14 protein-coding genes are annotated in these 15,753 nt (G+C 70.6%); 4 read left to right on the plus strand and 10 right to left on the minus strand.

All coding sequences use genetic code 11. From position 1 onward, the window contains the following. Positions 1–13 precede the first annotated feature (13 nt). From cydC to ACZ5WE_RS34565, 4 genes are all read right to left on the minus strand, one after another. Positions 14–1,726 carry a thiol reductant ABC exporter subunit CydC gene (gene cydC / locus ACZ5WE_RS34550; RefSeq protein WP_467694479.1) on the minus strand — a complete coding sequence of 571 codons (1,713 nt, stop codon included), beginning with the start codon at positions 1,724–1,726 and terminating at the stop codon, positions 14–16. After that, entirely contained in the window at positions 1,723–3,489 is a 1,767-nt protein-coding gene (gene cydD, locus ACZ5WE_RS34555; protein WP_467694478.1) for a thiol reductant ABC exporter subunit CydD, read from the minus strand. The genes cydC and cydD overlap by 4 nt, the downstream gene beginning before the upstream one ends. An 87-nt stretch (positions 3,490–3,576) precedes the next feature. After that, positions 3,577–4,605 carry a cytochrome d ubiquinol oxidase subunit II gene (gene cydB / locus ACZ5WE_RS34560; protein ID WP_467694476.1) on the minus strand — a complete coding sequence of 343 codons (1,029 nt, stop codon included), beginning with the start codon at positions 4,603–4,605 and terminating at the stop codon, positions 3,577–3,579. A 5-nt stretch (positions 4,606–4,610) separates the two neighbouring features. After that, complete coding sequence (locus ACZ5WE_RS34565; protein WP_467694474.1) at positions 4,611–5,936, minus strand: cytochrome ubiquinol oxidase subunit I; 1,326 nt, start codon at positions 5,934–5,936, stop codon at positions 4,611–4,613. Between the two features lie 170 nt (positions 5,937–6,106). On the opposite strand from ACZ5WE_RS34565, the gene ACZ5WE_RS34570 reads away from it, so the two are divergent. Next, positions 6,107–7,036, plus strand: a complete 930-nt coding sequence (locus ACZ5WE_RS34570) for a LysR family transcriptional regulator (protein WP_467694472.1) — start codon at positions 6,107–6,109, stop codon at positions 7,034–7,036. 287 nt (positions 7,037–7,323) lie between these two features. On the opposite strand, the gene ACZ5WE_RS34575 is transcribed toward ACZ5WE_RS34570, so the two are convergent. The 3 genes from ACZ5WE_RS34575 to ACZ5WE_RS34585 form a co-directional block, all read right to left on the minus strand. Continuing rightward, complete coding sequence (locus ACZ5WE_RS34575) at positions 7,324–7,977, minus strand: M15 family metallopeptidase (protein ID WP_467694470.1); 654 nt, start codon at positions 7,975–7,977, stop codon at positions 7,324–7,326. An 87-nt stretch (positions 7,978–8,064) separates the two neighbouring features. Next, entirely contained in the window at positions 8,065–8,631 is a 567-nt protein-coding gene (locus ACZ5WE_RS34580; protein WP_469157319.1) for a class I SAM-dependent methyltransferase, read from the minus strand. A 21-nt stretch (positions 8,632–8,652) separates the two neighbouring features. Further along, positions 8,653–9,342 (minus strand): DUF2848 domain-containing protein, encoded by a 690-nt coding sequence (locus ACZ5WE_RS34585; RefSeq protein WP_467694468.1) that lies wholly within the window; start codon positions 9,340–9,342, stop codon positions 8,653–8,655. A gap of 156 nt (positions 9,343–9,498) precedes the next feature. Between ACZ5WE_RS34585 and ACZ5WE_RS34590 the strand changes: the two genes are divergently transcribed. Both ACZ5WE_RS34590 and ACZ5WE_RS34595 read left to right on the plus strand, forming a co-directional pair. Beyond that, positions 9,499–10,863, plus strand: a complete 1,365-nt coding sequence (locus ACZ5WE_RS34590) for an MFS transporter (RefSeq protein WP_467694466.1) — start codon at positions 9,499–9,501, stop codon at positions 10,861–10,863. A gap of 55 nt (positions 10,864–10,918) precedes the next feature. After that, a complete protein-coding gene (locus ACZ5WE_RS34595; RefSeq protein ID WP_467694464.1) occupies positions 10,919–11,722 on the plus strand; it encodes a carbon-nitrogen hydrolase family protein in 804 nt (267 codons plus the stop codon). Between the two features lie 103 nt (positions 11,723–11,825). Here ACZ5WE_RS34595 and ACZ5WE_RS34600 read toward each other — a convergent pair whose 3' ends face one another. From ACZ5WE_RS34600 to ACZ5WE_RS34610, 3 genes are all read right to left on the minus strand, one after another. After that, positions 11,826–12,452 carry a GntR family transcriptional regulator gene (locus ACZ5WE_RS34600; RefSeq protein WP_467694561.1) on the minus strand — a complete coding sequence of 209 codons (627 nt, stop codon included), beginning with the start codon at positions 12,450–12,452 and terminating at the stop codon, positions 11,826–11,828. Positions 12,453–12,691: 239 nt separating this feature from the next. Further along, the gene (locus ACZ5WE_RS34605) at positions 12,692–13,015 is read right to left on the minus strand and encodes a hypothetical protein (RefSeq protein WP_467694462.1); all 324 of its coding nucleotides are present in this window, start codon (positions 13,013–13,015) and stop codon (positions 12,692–12,694) included. Continuing rightward, a complete protein-coding gene (locus ACZ5WE_RS34610; protein ID WP_467694460.1) occupies positions 12,996–14,003 on the minus strand; it encodes a hypothetical protein in 1,008 nt (335 codons plus the stop codon). The genes ACZ5WE_RS34605 and ACZ5WE_RS34610 overlap by 20 nt, the downstream gene beginning before the upstream one ends. A gap of 417 nt (positions 14,004–14,420) precedes the next feature. On the opposite strand from ACZ5WE_RS34610, the gene ACZ5WE_RS34615 reads away from it, so the two are divergent. Further along, positions 14,421–15,590 (plus strand): hypothetical protein, encoded by a 1,170-nt coding sequence (locus ACZ5WE_RS34615; RefSeq protein ID WP_467694458.1) that lies wholly within the window; start codon positions 14,421–14,423, stop codon positions 15,588–15,590. The last annotated feature ends 163 nt before the right edge of the window (positions 15,591–15,753 follow it).

The following is a 15,753-nucleotide window of genomic DNA, read 5'->3' on the forward strand; positions in this document are numbered from 1 at the left end:
CCCCGAACCGGCATCACCGCGTGGGTGGTTGGATGCGGCCGTGATCGAGTGTGAGGATCTGGTCGGCGGCGGTGAGGCCCGAGGTGTTGTGAGTGATCAAGAGAGTCGTACGGCCGCGGGTGGCGTTGAGGATGTCGGTGAGTACGGCGTCGGCCGTCTCGGGGTCCAGCCCTTCGGTGGGCTCGTCCAGGACGAGTACGGGCGGGTCGGCGAGCAGGGCTCGGGCCAGGAGGAGGCGTTGGCGCTGGCCGCCGGACATGGCGGAACCTCTCTCGCCGAGGAGGGTGTCCCAGCCGTCGGGGAGGGATTCGATCCAGCCCAGAAGCTGGGCTCTGCCGGCAGCTTCGCGCAGGTCGGCCTCGGTCGCCGCGGGGCGGGCCACGAGGAGGTTGGCGCGCAGGGTGGTGCGGAAGACGTGGGCGTCCTGGGTCATGCCGGTGATCGCGCGGCGGGCGTCGGCGCCCGCGCAGTCGCGCAGTTCGCGTCCGCCGATACGGATGCTTCCGCCCTCGTAGGGGAGGAACCGCATGAGCGCGGCGACCAGCGTCGACTTGCCGGAGCCGCTGGCGCCCAGAAGCACCGTCAGGCGACCGGGCGGCAGGCGCAGGCTCACTCCGTCCAGGGCCGGAGAGGCCTGGGGGAGGTGGCGTACGCGCAGGTCGGTGATGTCCACGCCGACCGGGGTGTGGGGGGTGAGCGGAGCCGGGGCGCGCGGGTCGGTGACGGGCGGTGGGGTGTCGAGGAGGTCGGCCAACCTCCGTGCGCTGACCCGTACTTCGGCGAGGTGCCGTGCGGCAGTGGGCAACGGCGTCAGGGCCTCGAAGGAGACCAGTGCGAGGACCGCGAGGACGGTGAGCTGCACGGCGGGCAGTTCCCCCGCCGCATGGGCGCGCAGCGCCAGCCAGGTCACGCCGACTGTCGCCGCCGCCTGGAGGAGCAGGACCGTGGTGGAGGCGATCGAAGTGGTCCAGGCTGCCCGGCGCTCCAGCGCGGCGATCCGGGTGGCGGCGCGGAGCGTCTCCTCATGGGCGCGGCCCAGGGCTCCGTACGCGGCGAGGTCCGCCGCACCCTGGGTCAAGTCCAGGGTGAGAGCGCTTAGTTCAGCTCTCGCTGCCCTCTCCGCGCGGCTCGTACGGCGGGACAGTGCGAGCACCGAGGCGGGTACGAGGAGACCCGCCACGGCCAGGAGCAGCCCCAGCAGAAAGCCTGCAGTAGGCAGCAGCGCCGTAGCGACGGTTGTGGCAGCGGCGGCAACCGCGCAGGCGGCCGCGGCCGGGATCAGGACTCGTAGCAGGAGGTTCTGCGCGGCATCGACGTCGTCGACCAGGCGGGTGAGGAGGTCGCCGCTGCGGAAGGCGGGGATGCCCGCGGGAGCGAGGGGCACGAGGGCCTCGTACACCTGGGTGCGGAAGCCCGCGACGGCCCGCAGCACGCCGTCGTGGCCCAGGAGCCGGTCGATGTAGCGCAGCGCGCCACGCCCCAGAGCCAGGGCCCGGACGGCGACGATCGCCAGGCTCACCGAGGCGAGCGGGGGGTGCTCGGCGGCGCGGGTGATCAGCCAGGCGGCAGTGGCCATCAGCGCGGCGGCCGCCAGTTCGCTGCCGGCCGCGGCGAGCGCGGCGGGCAGCAGCCGGCGCCAGTACGGCAGGAGCCGGCGCAGGAGGCGGAGGGTGGGGCGGGGCGATCGTGCCGGGGGGAGGACGGTGGCATCGGCGTGGAGGGTCATCGAGCCATCAGTCCTTCCGCGAGGGCCGGTCGGGTCATGGGGGCCGTTCGGATCTCCTGGACCGCTGGGGCCGGGTGGGGCACTTGGGTCCCGGTGAGGCGGCCCTCTTCTACGGTGATGATCCGGTCGGCGTGAGGCAGCATGCTCGTACGGTGGGCGACCACAACCGCGGTCTTGCCGCGCATGAGGCGGACCGTGGCGCGTGTGACCGTGGCCTCGCTCTCGGGATCGAGGTGGGCGGTCGGTTCGTCCAGGAGGAGTACAGGGGCGTCCTTGAGGAAGGCGCGGGCCAGGGCGATCCGCTGGCGCTGGCCCACGGAGAGCCCCGCGCCGTGCTCGCCGAGCAGCGTGTCGTACGCCTGGGGCAGTTCCTCGATGAAGTGACCGGCGCAGGCGGCGCGTGCCGCGTGCCGCACCTCCGCGTCGCTCGCGTCGGGGCGTGCCAGGCGGATGTTGTCCGCGACGGTGGCCGCGAACAAGTGCGGGCGCTGAGGCACCCACGCGACCTGGGTGCGCCACCCGTCGCCGTCGAGGTCCGCGAGGTCGGTTCCGCCGACCGTGACGCACCCCGACGCGGGTCGCGTGAAGCCGAGGAGCAGTGCGAGGAGGGTGGACTTGCCCGCGCCGCTCGGCCCGACCAGGGCGATGTGTTCGCCGGGGCGCAGGGAGAGGGAGACGTCACGAAGGGCCGGGGCGGCACGGCCCGGGTACTGGACCGTGACGCCCTCCAGACACAGGTGCGCCTCGCGGGCGTCGGGCGCCGGGGCACGGGCGGCGGCGCACGCCGTGGAGGCTCCCCGGCCGCCACCGGCTTCGTCGGTGTCATCGAGGATGGCGAAGACCCGCTCGGCCACGGCGATGCCCTCGGCGCTGTCGTGGAAGGCCGCCCCGGCCGCACGCAGCGGCAGGTAGGCCTCGGGGGCCAGGAAGAGCACGACCAGGGCCGTACGGAGGTCCAGCTCGCCGTCGAGCAGCCGCAGCCCGACAGGCACCGCCACCAGCGCCACGGAGAGGGTCGCGACCGTCTCCAGGACGAAGGAGGAGAGGAACGCCACGCGCAGCGTGCGCATCGTGGCCTGCCGGTGGGCGTCGGCCATCTCGTGGACCACACGCGCCTGTTGCCGCTCGCGCCCGAACGCGCGCAGCGTCGGCAACCCGGCCACCACATCCAGGAAGTGACCGCCGAGCCGGGCCAGCAACTGCCATTGCCGGGCGGTGCGCCGGGCGGTATGGGCTCCGACCAGCGCTCCGAACACGGGGATCAGCGGCAGCGTCACGATGATGATCAGCGCGGAGGTCCAGTCCGTCCACGCCAACCACCCGACGACCGCGAGGGGCACGACCGCCGTGGCCGCCATCGTGGGCAGGTAGCCCACGACGTACGCGTCGAGGGCGTCGAGGCCGCGCGTGAGCAGAGTGGCCGTCTCGCCGTGGCGTCCGGCGGTGAGCCGTAGCGGATCGGTGCGCCGCAGCCGACCGGTGACTCTCTGGCGCAGTAGGCGTTTGGTATCGGCCGCGGCGCGTTGCGCGAGCACCCCGCGAGCCCAGGCGAGCAGCGCGCGCAGCACCATGACCACGCCCAGTGCGGCCGGCGACGCGCCCCGCAACGGCCGCCCGGCGAAGCCGTCCGCGAGAACCGCCGCGAGGAGGACCGCCTGGGCGACGGTGAGACCGGCGGCGAGGAGCGCGAGTGCCGGGGAGTACGTCATGTGGCGCCGCAGCACCGGGAGTTCCCGTATCAGGCGTCGTTCGACGGGTTTCATCCTGGGGGCTCTCTTCCCTCTCGTCGCTTTCCGAGGCTCGGCAGCAGGTGGGGTGACGTGGTTCAGAAGTAGCTGGGGTGATGTGGTTCAGAAGTAGCTGGGGTGACGGCGGCCCGTCCGCCCTCGGAAGGCCCACCAGCTCCACGTCTGGTACGCGAGGATCGTCGGAACCACCAGGACCCCGAACGCGCTCAGGATCTTCAATGTGGCGTCGTCCGTGACGGCGTGCCCGATGCTCAGCCCCTCACCCGCCGAACTGATCAGGAGGTACGGGTAGTGGCCCGCCCCCACGAGCAGCACCGGCAGCGCCGTCGCGCAGCAAGTGGCCGCGAACGCCCGCACGTTGTGTCCGCGGGAGAAGTACCACCAGGCACCGGCGAGCGCCGCCGCGAACAGGACTGCGATGGCCGTCGAGGTCGCGCGGTTCGTCATCGAGGCGCCCGCGCCGAAGAGTGTGAGGAGCACCGCGAGCGCGCCCGCGGCCGCGGCCCCACGGAGCAGTCCGGCACCCGACCACCGTGCCCTGGAGGCGAGTTCGGGGGACGAGCGCAGCGCCACGAAGGCCGCGCCGTGCGCCGCGAAGAGCAGCGCGGTGGTGCTGCCGCAGGCCAGCGTGAACGGCGAGAACACGTCGCCGAACCCGATGTGGAAGCTTCCGTCGGCCCGGCGGGGCACGCCGTGGAGCAGCAGTCCGACGACGAGTCCCCAGCACACGGCGGGCAGCGCCCCGCCGAACACGATCAGGACGTCCCACCATCGACGCCCGCGCACGCTGCGGGCGCGACGCCGCAGTTGGACGGCCGCGTTGCCGAGGACCAGGCCGACGAGGATCGCCACGATCAGCGGGTACAGGCCGGACAGCAGGGTGCCTTCGAGGTGCGGGAAGGCGCCGAACAGGACGCCGGCGAAGGCGACCAGCCAGACCTCGTTGCCCAGGAAGAACGGCGCGATGGCGTCCAGGGCGGCGTTATGACCGGTGCGCTCCTTTTCGCCGGGATCATCTCGGCCGCCGAGGAACGGGTGCAGCATCTGTACGCCGTAGTCGTAACCGCCGAGTACGAAGTACCCGGCGAGAAGCAGGCCGAGGAGGGCCAGCCAGGCGGTCTCCAGAGTCATCTCGCTCAACTTTCCGTTACCGCGGGGGAGTACGACAGGGAGGTGATCTCGGAGCCGCCACCAGGCCCTCCGGGCCCCTGGGGCGGGTCCTCGGTGAGCGGTTCGGTGGTGCCGAGCTGAGTGGCGCCGGGTCCTCGGAGGGCGAAGCGGGTGATCAGGGTCCAGTTCGCCACCGCCAAGGCGAGGAAGATGGCGATGAAGACGACACAGGACACGGCCAGCGAAGCCGTGCTGACGCGGGAAAGCGCGTGCTCGACCGTCAACTCGCCGTAGACGAGCCAAGGTTGGCGGCCGACCTCACGGACGACCCAGCCTCCCGCTGAGGCGACGAAGGGGAACGGCACCATGGCGACCAGCACCCACAGGGCGGGGCGCCAACGCATCAGCCGGTTCTTCCACAGGAGGATGACGGCGATGAACGTGATGGTGGACACGGTGTTCCCGATGATCGTCATCACGTCCATCGAGACGCGCATCGTGTCCTGCCAGGGCACGTAGTCGCCGGGCCCGTGCTCCTTGACGAGCTGTGCCTGCAACTCGGCGACTCCGCTGTTCTCCAGGACCGCGTCCTTCATGGGCTGGGTCCGCTCGATCACGGGCCGCTGCATCTCGCCGACGATGACGACGAAGAAGGAAGTGACCGTGGCCACCCACAGGCCCAGGCGCATCGAACCGCCGAACAGCTCGGTCTCCTCGGTGCGCCGGAGGAAGTGGTAGGCGCTGACCCCGGCGATGAAGACACCGCCCGTCGTCAGCGCGGCCAGCGCGATGTGCAAGAGCGCGACCAAAGCGCTGGAGTTGGTCAGCAGCGCCCCGAAATCGGTCAAGTAGGCCGCTCCGTCGCGCACTTCGTAACCGACCGGGTTCTGCATGAAGCCGTTGGCGACCATGATCCAGTAGCCGGAGGCGTACGCGGTCAGGGCGACCAGCCAGATGAGCGTGACATGCACGCCCCTGCGCATACGGCCCCAGCCGAAGATCCACATGCCGAGGAAGGTGGATTCGGCGAAGAAGGCGATGAGGGTCTCGAGTGCCAGTGGGGCGCCGAAGACATTGCCCGCGAACTTGCTCAGGCCGCTCCAGCTGAGCCCGAACTGGAACTCCATGACCAGGCCGGTGACGATGCCGACCGCGTAGTTGATGACGTAGAGCTGGCCCCAGAAGCGGGTCATGCGCTCCCGGACGGCCTTCTTGACGGGGTCACGGGTGTAGGCGGCCCGGGTGTGCATGATCGCCACGAGGGGGACGAGCCCCATGGTCAGGATCACGAACAGCCAGTGGATGCCGGTCGTGGCCGCGAACTGGAGTCGGGCCAGATCCGCAGCGCTCATGGTGGGACCTTCCTGGGGGACGGGCGGCCGTACCCGCTCGGCGACCCTGTTGCGGGTATCGCCTGCGCGGTGGCCTTGAGGAAGACCGTAGGAAGAATCCCTTATGCATTCCAAGACTTGTTCTGCCATGTGAAGATGACCCGAAAGGCATAAGTGAAGGTGGATGGATCATGGATCTCCTGCAGCTGCGCTACTTCCAGGCCGTGGCCCGTTTCGAGCACATCAGCCGAGCCGCACAGGAACTGCGCGTCGCCCAGCCTTCGTTGAGCCGCACCATCGCCCGCCTGGAGTCCGAGCTCGGCTCGCCACTCTTCGACCGGCAGGGGCGCCGCATCCGGCTCAACCCGTACGGTGCGATGTTCCTGCGGCATGTGGAGCGCGCCCTGAGCGAGCTCGACGACGGCCGCAGGGCTGTGCGTGAGGCCCGTGACACCGGGCTCGGGCGCGTAAGCGTGGCCTCCGAGACGCTTCTGACGGTCACTCACCTTCTGGGCAGCTTCCGGGCCGGTCATCCCCGTGCCGACGTACGGCTCTTCCAGTCGACCGCGCAGGAGATGGACCGTCGGCTGCGCACCAGAGAGGTCGACTTCTGCGTGGCCTCGCAGCCGCTGACCGGCACGAACCTCGAGTCGGTCGAGCTCGCTCGCGAGGAGGTGCTGCTCGCGGTGCCACCCGGTCACTGGCTGGAGGGGCGCGAGAGAGTGACGATCCCCGAGATCGCCGACGAGCCCTTCGTCACCACACGCCCTGGCCACTGGCAGCGCACCCTCCTGGACCGACTGTTCGCGGCGGAGGGGCTCACACCGCTGTTGTCCTGCGAGGGCGACGAACCGGGCGCCAGCCAGGACATGATCAGCGCGGGCCTCGGCATCGGTCTCATTCCGACGATCTCCCGCCGGGTCGGCACGGAGACACAGGTTCCTGTCGTCTGGGTCCACCTGGACGCGCCCGACTGCGAGCGGGTGCTCACCCTGGTGTGGAACCGTGACAGCCATCTGTCCGAAGCCGCCCTGAAATTCAGGGAGTTCATCACCAGCCGGCCCTTCATGGCCCACCGTGTGCCCGCAGCGCGCGGCGAGGGTGCCCTCGATCCGCCCTGACGCGCCTGCGTGCGGGTGTGCGAGGTCTCCGAACAGCCGGTGATCTACAGCCACTCCTGCATGCGCGCGGGCTGGGACCACCCCGCAACATCACCGACGAACAGGCCAAGGGATGCGCCGCCACGGGTGGAGTCGTCGGTCGGCATCACCGGTGTCGGGATCTTCCTGGGGCCCAACCGAACACAGCCCGGAGCTGTTTCCCGCCTGTTACACGGGCTGGGGGCCGATCACCTTCATGCCTCCGGAGGGGTTGTTGGCGGTCGAGGACGCGCTTCTGACTGGTCGGTTCAGTCGAGCTCCCGTGGCCCGTACAGTGCGCTGTCCGCACCGGAGGCAAGGGCCCAGTAGCGGTCGCCGTAGGACCAATGCCACCACTCGGTGGGGTAGTTCACCATGCCGGCGGCAGCCAGGGCCGAACCGAGCACCCTCCGGTTGGCCCGCGCCCCGGGGCTGATGTTCTGGGCCTCCGTGTAGCAGGCTCCGTCGCTCTCTTCAGGGCTGGCGTTCACGGGGGTCCCCATGTCGAGCTCCTGCCCGTCGGCGGACACGAGGGTGAGGTCGACTGCGGCGCCGGCACTGTGCGGTGCGATCTCCGGTGGCGAGACGTACCGGCTCGCTGCCTCGCGAACCTGCGTCGGCGACCAGCCCGGATGGCCGACCCGCAGTTCGTCGGCGTAGCTCTCGAAGTAGTGGCGTTGCAACCCAGGTGGCCGGTACCCCTCGATGAACAGCAGCTTGATGCCGTCAGGGAGCAGGTGCTGTGCCTTCAGTAGACGGGACAGTACGCCTTCTCGTAGATACGCGAAGGCCCCTGACGGGTCGACCTTGAGAGACCCGACGGCAAGGGATTCCTCTTGCCGGACGTCAACGAGCACTTCACCGCAGTCGGCCACCGGGATCGCCGCGATCTTCGGATCCGACATCAGCACGATCTTGTTCATGCGCTGATCATTGTCGATCATTCCCCTCAGCGGTAGGCGTTCAGGTCAGCGGTAGGCATCGAGGCCGGCCTACGCCGGCCGGCGCCTCTACCTGACGTGCCCCACAAGCGCGGACACCCTCCCCTCTTCCATGAAGGGGGTCGGTGGAAGTGCCAGCCTGACGCGTTCGGCGAAGGCGAGCCTCTCGTCAGGGGCGTGGGGGCCGGTGCCGCGCGACGCCGTCGGTTCGGTGTCGAAGTGTTCCTCCAGGCTGGCGCGCAGCGCGCGTGACCAGGCGCTGTCCTGCAGCCACAGCGGGGTGCCGTTGGCGATCACGGCGATGCCGCCGCCAGGCCGCGGCAGGGGCGCCAACGCCCGGAACAGCTCCTCGTGTTGCGTCCAGTGCGGCGCTTGGCCGATGACCGTGACCGCGAGCGACCGTTCGCCCCTCAGCGTGCCCAGCGCAGGGACATCGGTGTCGGCGCCGAGCGTCCATGTCGCGTTGCACACGCCTCGAGCGGCGGCCGCTTCCCGGGCCGGCCGGAGCATGTCGGGCTCGGGGTCCATGCCGATGACCGAGCCGACCCGCGCCGCGATCGGCAGGGCCAGTTCGCCGGTGCCGCAGCCGAGCTCCAGTACGGAGTCGTCGCCGTCGAGCCCGAACGCCGCTCGCAGGGTGTCGAGAAGCGTGCGGAGTCAGCCGATGGGCTCGGGCAGCGGCACCACCTGGTAGGCGAGCCGGATCGTGCTGCCCGTGGCGGGGTCGCCGAGCTCCACGCGCCAGCCCTCGGCGAACTGGTCCACGCCCTCGGCCATGGGGATGGTCCCCGAGATCAGTACGGTGCCGGGTGTCAGGCCGCCGCGCTCGCGCAGTACGCCGGTCCAGTAACCGGGGGTGAGGAGTTCGGCCAGCGTGCCGTGCTGGATCTCGGTCTCCCGGCCGTCGGCGTGGGTGACCCAGGCGCGCAGGGTCAGTGCGTCGATGCGCGACTCGACATCGGCCAGGGGCCAGGCCTGCCGAGCCAGGACATCAGGTGCCGCGTTCTTGCTCCAGGCCACACCGTGGACCTCGAGGTCGCGGTCGGTGTGATCGCAGGCAGCGGTCAGCAGCAGCTCACCGCCGTCCGCGACGACCAGCGCCCATTCCGCCTCGCCGGACGTGCGGGCGTGCGGGGCGGCGACCCGGTCGGTCTGCTGGGCCAGGTAGGGAGAGACGGGGTAGAGCGCCGGGGTCACCGACGGTGCGGGCACCCCGAGGTGGGCGAGCTCGGCGACGTGTGCGGCGACATCGGTCTGCTCGCGCCCGGCGTATCCGGCGTTCAGTACCTGGACGACATCGACGTCACGGGTGGAGCCATCAGGGAGTTCGAAGGTCAGCACGGCCATGAGGCACTCCAAAGGGGGCAGGTCTCGACATGGGTCTCGACAGTCTCGACACGGTCAACTTCTGGCGCGGGGGTTGCGCATACGACCTGTATACAAGAAGTATGCCGGAAGGTCGATGTCCAGGTCGATGTCCCCTCGACGCAAGGATCCGGAAGCATGCAGCACACCTCTCAGGGCCCACCGGCGGTTTCACCGGGCCGTTCCGGCATCCGCCGGGCCTTCTTCGCCAGCCTCACCGGCACCGCTCTGGAGTGGTACGACTTCGCGGTCTACTCCGCCGCGGCGGCCCTCGTCTTCGGTGATCTCTTCTTCCCCTCGCAGGACCCTCTCACCGGCACCCTCCTGGCGTTCTCCACGTATGCCGTCGGCTACGTCTCGCGCCCGCTGGGCGGTTTCGTCTTCGGACGCCTCGGCGACGTGATCGGCCGCAAGAAGGTCCTCATCGCCACCCTGGTCCTCATCGGCGCCGCCACGTTCCTCATCGGCGTCCTGCCCACGTACGGCACCGCCGGCATCACCGCCCCCATCGCCCTGGTCCTGCTGCGGTTCGCGCAGGGCGTCGGCGTCGGCGGCGAGTGGGGCGGCGCGGTCCTGCTGTCCAGCGAGTTCGGCGACCCGCGCCGCCGCGGCTTCTACGCCTCCGCCGCGCAGATCGGACCGCCCGCCGGAAACCTCCTGGCCAACGGCGTGTTGGCCGCCCTCGGGGTGCTGTGCACCGAGGAGCAGTTCCTGTCCTGGGGCTGGCGCGTGGCCTTCCTGCTGTCCGGCGCCCTGGTCGCCTTCGGGCTGTGGATCAGGGCGAAGCTGGAGGAGACCCCCGTCTTCAAGGCCATGGAGGCCGAGGAGTCCCGGCCCCAGGCGCCGATCCGCGAGGTCTTCACGACCCAGCCCCGCGCGCTGTGCGCCGCGATCCTCAGCCGGGTCGCCCCCGACGTGCTGTACGCGATGTTCACCGTGTTCGTCCTCACCTACTCCACCGACGAACTGGGCATGTCGCGCGGGTCCGCCCTGACGGCCGTCCTGGTCGGCTCCTTCCTGCAGATCTTCCTCATCCCGCTGGCCGGCGCCCTGTCGGACCGGGTCAACCGGCGTCTGCTGTACGGCTGCTCCGCCCTCGCCGCGGGGGTGTGGCCGTTCGTGTTCTTCCTCGTGGTCGACGGCGGCAGCTGGATCCTGCTGGTGTGCGGCGTCGTGGTGGCCCTGGCCATCCACTCCTTCATGTACGGCCCGCAAGCGGCATTCGTCGCCGAGCAGTTCTCGCCCCGCCTGCGCTACACGGGCTCGTCCCTCGCCTACACCCTGGCGGGGCTCATCGGTGGAGCGGTCGCCCCGCTGCTGTTCACCGCCCTGCTCAGTGCGTACGGCAGCTGGGTCCCGCTGGCGCTCTACCTCGCCGCATCGGCAGCCGTGACCCTCATCGGGCTCTGCCTGGGAAGGGACTCCGCCCACGCCGAGAAGGAGGACGAGCTGCTCGCCGGCGCCGCGGCCCCGGAGTCCGTGCCCGCCGCCCGCGTTCCGTAACCTCAAGCCCCCCATACCGCCCCGCCCGCCCTCCCGACTCCGAAAGGCGGCCCTAGTGCGCATTGCACTGAGTCAGCTCACCACCGGCCCCGAGCCCGGCAAGAACCTCGCTCTCATCGAGGAATGGACCACGCGCGCGGCGGACACCGGCGCGGACATCGTCGTGTTCCCCGAGGCGTCGATGGCCTGCTTCGGCACCCCTCTGGCACCGATCGCCGAGCCCCTGGACGGCCCCTGGGCCACCGCGGTCCGCGCCATCGCCGAGGCCGCGGGCATCACCGTGGTGGCGGGCATGTTCACCCCGGCGTCGGGCGGCCGGGTGGCCAACACCCTGCTGGCCACCGGACGCGGCGTCGAAGCGACGTACGACAAGATCCATCTCTACGACGCGTTCGGCTATGCCGAGTCCGACAGCGTGGCCGCCGGGTCCCGGGTAGTCACCATCGACGTGGCCGGCGTACGCCTGGGCCTGGCCACCTGTTACGACGTGCGCTTCCCGGAGCTGTTCCGGGCCCATGCCGACGCGGGAGCCGCCGCGACCCTGCTGGCGGCCTCCTGGGGCGCGGGCCCCAGCAAGCTCGATCAGTGGGAGCTGCTCGTACGGGCCCGCGCACTGGACGCCACGCTGTGGGTCGCGGCCGTCGACCAGGCGGACCCGGCCGCCAGGCGGGTGGCGGCCGGGGGCACGGCGCCCACCGGAGTGGGGCACAGCATGCTCGTCGGCCCCGACGGAACCGTCCGCCACCGCCTGGGGGCCGAGCCGGAGCTCATGCTGGTCGAGGTGGACGCCGACGAGGTCGCTGCGGTCCGCAAGAACATCCCGGTGCTGGCCAACCGCCGTCTGGCGGGGCCGCGTTGAGCTGACCGGGCTGGCAATTCCCTCTCCCCCGGAGGGCTGGAGGGCTCCCGCCAGAGCCCTCCAGCCCGCGGAGCGGGGCCCAGAACCCCACAACTGCGCGTGCCTATCCGGCGAGCAGCACCTTCAGCGTCGACTCCAGGTGGCTGTCGATCGCGGCGCAGGCGGCCTGCGCGTCACCGGTCGTGAGGGCGTCCACGATCGCCCTGTGCTCGTCGAGCACCGCTTCCTGCCGGCCCTGCTGGTTATAGAGGGCCACGACACCGGCCCTCACCTGGCGGCTGCGCAACCCCTCGTAATGCCGGTCGAGCAGTGAATTGCCCACGGCCGACACGAGCGACGAGTGGAAGAGGTGGTCCACGTCGATGAACTCCTTGGCCTGGTCGGGCCCGCTCAGCGCGCGCTGCCGTTCCAGGCATGCGCCCAACTCCCGCACCGGAGCACGGCCCGTGCCGATGACGTGCTGCGCCGCGTACCGCTCGACGATCCCGCGCAGCTGCATCAGCTCGGAGATCTCACGCCCCGACAGCGGCGCCACCCGCGCACCGCGCTTGGGCACCAACTCGACCAGGTCCTCGGCGGCCAGAAGAAGCAGGGCCTCGCGGATCGGGGTGCGCGAGACCCCGATGCGATCGGCGATGTCCTGCTCCGAGAGGAACTCGCCCTGCATCGCGGGGTCCGTAAGGACCGTCTCCTTGAGGTACGCGTACGCCTTCTCCCGACCCGACGCCACCACTACCCCCAGAGATCGCATACACCTTGTATACGGAAGTTACCACGAAGCCGCTTTCCGGAGGGCGACTACAGCTGGAGCGCGGCTACAACTAGTGCCCCTGGGCGAGGTTCAGCCCGCCACAGCAGGGAACGCCGCACGAGAGGGTACCGAGGGCCCTCTGGGCACCGTCCCGAACAGGGGATCCCGCACCCCTGGGTGCCTGTCGAGGGGGTGCGTCCCGCTGGGGGAGAGGGGAGCTAGCCCGGGCGGGACGCACGCAGAGGACGCGCGTCAGTCGGCGAGCTGCGCGGTGAAAACCTGGTGCCCGTCGCTTCGGCTGCCACGAGATTCGCCCCGTCGAATCCGACGCTGGTGTCCTTCACCTCCAGGCTTCCGCCGGTGAGCGTGAGTGAGCCAGTGCTCCCCAGTGCCACGGTGAACGGCAGTTTGGCGGCCTTGTAGCAGCCGTTTGACTGGAAGTCGCTGCGGACCGCCTTCGCGGGCAGCCGGAGAAGTACGGTCGACGGCTCGGCGTACACCTGCGCCAGCGGGTCGAGCACCTCACCCAGCTGCTGGTTCATCGCCTGGGCCTGAGCCCGCGCCCGTGCGTCGAGTTCTGCTGGGACAGGCTGCCGTTTCGGTGCGACGTCCTTGAGGAGCAGTTGTTGCGGTGTCTTCCCACTGGACTCGCTCTGCTGCTTGACGCGGGCGCCGGAGCCGAGGTGATCGGCCAGGAGCAGGGCGGCGAGCCCGATGTAGTAACTGCCGGACGAAGGCGAGCTTGCCCGCATAGTTGGCCGTCCCTTCCAGGACGTCCGTACGGCTGAGGGCTCGGTGCTGCTCGGGCAGCGTCCTGGCCAGCTGCTGCTCCCACCAGGCCGCGGCCTGGAGATGGCGAGAGCGGCGGGGCTCGTCGCGGCCGGCGTCCAGCAGAGTCTCCTGCTCGCGCACGGGGTAGTACGTCGCACGCCCTGTGACGTCGCTGCCCTCAAGTGGCTTGGCGAGGGCCTTCCAGCGGGCCTTGGCGCCGTCTTGTTGGACGTGGGCGTGGAACTGTTCGTGCGTCGCGGTGTCGAACAGCAGCGACGTGGCGTCCTTGGGGAACATGCCGCTGGGATCACGGTCGGGCAGCCCCCGCGCGTAGTCCTGCGCCTCCAATGCCACGACCACTGCGTCACGCCCGTCCCTTTCGGTCATCGTGAACCCACCGGCCCTGGGCACCGCGATGTTCTGCTGCTCCAAGTCCGCGAGTGGCACACGGGATGTGCCCTCGGGGGTGATCGCCCCTGCGGCCTTGCCGTCGGTGACCAGCAGCGCATGCTCCGCATAGTCGGTGCCCGGCCAGATCCGGTCCATGTGACGCCATACCTCGGCCACGTCCTTCTGCAGTCGGTCGGCCGTTTCGTCGAGGCTGAGCACCCCGCCCGGTGTCGGCGCCCCGGCGTCCGCGAACGCCGCAGTGCCGGTGGCGGACTTGGGTGCTGTGCAGCCGGTGTCCGTCAGGGCAAGCACGACGAGCCCGACCACAGCCAGGGTGATGCTGCGGCAACGTAGCGCCCGGAACGCCATGAAGATTCCCCACCTCGGAAGAGGCCGGCGGGACGACAAGCCTCTGCACCACCGTGCGCGATCTCGCCGGCGCGCAGCGATTCCAGGGATACCCGAAGCTCTGGGTTCTCGGACGGGCGCTTGCTGGACTATTGCACGCCGGGCAGGAGGTGCGCGGCCACCCCGTTCGTGCCCGCCCTTGCTCACGCGGCGGTTCCTTCTCATACGGAGCAATGACCGCGGCACGCGGCTGACCCACCGTCACGCATTTTTCGTACAGGAATACGCATTCGCCGGTGCCTCCCCCGGGAGGTTCCCGGAGGGGTTGGTCGCCTCGCCGGGCGGCTCTTCCAGTGGCGGGCCGCATGAAGCGTGCATAGAACGGGAGACACGATCACGTGCGGGGCGAGGACGTCCCGCTGAAATGGAGAAGCGAAAATGGCCGCTGAGTCATTCTCTGCCGCTGGGGACACTTCCGGTACCGGCGAACCTCTGGTGGCGACCTCGGTTCACTGGGGCACCGCGCAGCTCGGCGCCCCACCCGCCCATCAGCCCGCCCCGTGGCCGCAGACAGCCGAGCACGACGCCGACGACGTTCCGCCGGAGCGGATCGCCGACAGTGTCGATGAGGGGCCTCCGCAGGAGGCGCCCGACACTGACGACGAACCATCGGCGCAGACGGAGCCCGGCCCGGACGAGGACGCGGTGGAAGAGCTCATACGCGTCGCCGTGGTGTCCAGGCCCCTGGACGATGTCGTCGATCTCGTCACCCTCCTGGAGCAGTCACCTGACGGCTTGACCACCGCGGCCTCGGTGCTCCGCCTGGCAGCCGTGGCCCGCTCCGTCGACGACGTCACCCGGCTGGTGGAACTGCTCGGCCCGCCGGAACACCCCGCCGAGCACATGGACGAGGCCATTCGGCACGCCGCCGAGGAACGGCCCGTTCCGGAGGTGGGCCGCCTCGTCCATCTGCTGTCCCGCCCTCCGTACGATCCACACAGCGGAGCCGAAGCGGTGCACGCCGCCGGTACGACCAGATCTGTCGAGGATCTGATGCAGCTGATCGGCAGCCTCAGGGAACACAGGGCCGCCGACTACCCCGAGGTCGAGGCCCCGCCTCCGCCGCTCGCGCCGCCCGCCGCGGCGGCTCACCCCTCGCCCGCCCCGGCCGCCGATGCAGCGGAGGCCACGCAGGCGCAGGGCAAGACACCTCTGGTGTGGCTGCGTCGCGTGGCGGGCGTACTTCTTCTGCTTTGTGCGGCGGCTCATTTCCCGCTGAACTGGTCGGACGTGTCGACCGTCGGTCTCTTCGCCGCGCTCGGCGCCTCCGTCGTCTGTGCTCTGGCGGGCGCGGCGATGTGCTTCAGCGGGTCGCCGATCGTGGCTGTTGCGAGCACCTTGGTCGCCGGCGCGCTGACCGTCGGCCACCTCGTGGACGACCGGGTCGACTCCAGGACGCTCGCCTACGTGCTGCGGCCCGACGGGGTGCCCGCGCCGCTCCCGACCCTGGCGGCGGTGGCCGCCGCGCTGGCCTCGGTGCTGGTCCTGGCGCTCACGATCGCCGGCCTCAGAGCGGCGGCCAACCGCAAGGCCGGCCCGCGCTTCTAGGCGTGGACGAGGAGAAGACGAAGAGACGAGGTGCACGCGCTCTCCGGCTTCAGCCGGAGAGCGCGAGCACAGCGGCGAGGGCCGAGGGGCGCGGCTGACGTCGTCCCGGACCACATCGCATCGAGGATGGTCCTTGACCCCGCGCTCCCTGACGTCCTACGTC

The organism is Streptomyces sp. NPDC033180, assembly GCF_055577645.1.

What these genes read in the sequence shown, in the direction of transcription:
- ACZ5WE_RS34590 (WP_467694466.1), top strand. Translation starts at nt 9,499, where the DNA reads ATGCAGCACACCTCTCAGGGCCCACCGGCGGTTTCACCGGGCCGTTCC.
- ACZ5WE_RS34575 (WP_467694470.1), bottom strand. Translation starts at nt 7,977, where the DNA reads ATGAACAAGATCGTGCTGATGTCGGATCCGAAGATCGCGGCGATCCCG.
- ACZ5WE_RS34570 (WP_467694472.1), top strand. Translation starts at nt 6,107, where the DNA reads ATGGATCTCCTGCAGCTGCGCTACTTCCAGGCCGTGGCCCGTTTCGAG.
- ACZ5WE_RS34585 (WP_467694468.1), bottom strand. Translation starts at nt 9,342, where the DNA reads ATGGCCGTGCTGACCTTCGAACTCCCTGATGGCTCCACCCGTGACGTC.
- cydB (WP_467694476.1), bottom strand. Translation starts at nt 4,605, where the DNA reads ATGACTCTGGAGACCGCCTGGCTGGCCCTCCTCGGCCTGCTTCTCGCC.
- ACZ5WE_RS34610 (WP_467694460.1), bottom strand. Translation starts at nt 14,003, where the DNA reads ATGGCGTTCCGGGCGCTACGTTGCCGCAGCATCACCCTGGCTGTGGTC.
- cydD (WP_467694478.1), bottom strand. Translation starts at nt 3,489, where the DNA reads ATGAAACCCGTCGAACGACGCCTGATACGGGAACTCCCGGTGCTGCGG.
- ACZ5WE_RS34605 (WP_467694462.1), bottom strand. Translation starts at nt 13,015, where the DNA reads ATGAACCAGCAGCTGGGTGAGGTGCTCGACCCGCTGGCGCAGGTGTAC.
- ACZ5WE_RS34565 (WP_467694474.1), bottom strand. Translation starts at nt 5,936, where the DNA reads ATGAGCGCTGCGGATCTGGCCCGACTCCAGTTCGCGGCCACGACCGGC.
- ACZ5WE_RS34615 (WP_467694458.1), top strand. Translation starts at nt 14,421, where the DNA reads ATGGCCGCTGAGTCATTCTCTGCCGCTGGGGACACTTCCGGTACCGGC.
- cydC (WP_467694479.1), bottom strand. Translation starts at nt 1,726, where the DNA reads ATGACCCTCCACGCCGATGCCACCGTCCTCCCCCCGGCACGATCGCCC.